Raw genomic sequence first — 452 nt, 5'->3', positions numbered from 1 at the left:
GGGCGCTACGGCGCCCTTTTTTTGTGCCTGATCAATACTGCGCGAATGCCCGCCAGACGGCGCTGCGCGCGGGATTATCCCTTGCAGAAAAGTAAGAGTTTCGCCTAAAATCCATTCGGCATAATAATCATTCTCGTTTCCATTCGCCTGCCCACATTATTCAAGAGACACTACTATGAATGCGCGAACGACTTTTCCTTGTTACCTGCGCGGCGCGCTTGCTCGCCGTCCGCTGGCTTTGAGCATTGCCGTCATTCTGGGCTCAGTAAGCGCCTCCGCGCTGGCTGAGGAGACGCTGGTGGTTTCGTCGGATGCTGCTTCTGCCGCGGCGCAGGAGAGCGCATGGGGCCCGGCGCCGACCATCGCCGCCAGACAGAGCGCCACCGGCACCAAAACCGATACGCCGATTGAGAAAAACCCGCAGTCGGTTTCGGTGGTGACGCGCGAAGAGA

Annotated in this window: 1 pseudogene; it reads left to right on the top strand. The window is 58.8% G+C overall.

Annotation, left to right across the window (positions count from 1 at the left end):
• Nucleotides 1-175: 175 nt before the first annotated feature.
• A pseudogene (locus tag B3797_RS19345) lies at nt 176-452 on the top strand (TonB-dependent siderophore receptor); the annotation flags it as partial.

This window comes from Pantoea sp. UBA5923 (genome assembly GCF_002431095.1).
Taxonomy (GTDB): domain Bacteria; phylum Pseudomonadota; class Gammaproteobacteria; order Enterobacterales; family Enterobacteriaceae; genus Pantoea; species Pantoea piersonii.
This window is presented reverse-complemented; position numbering and strand designations above follow the sequence as displayed.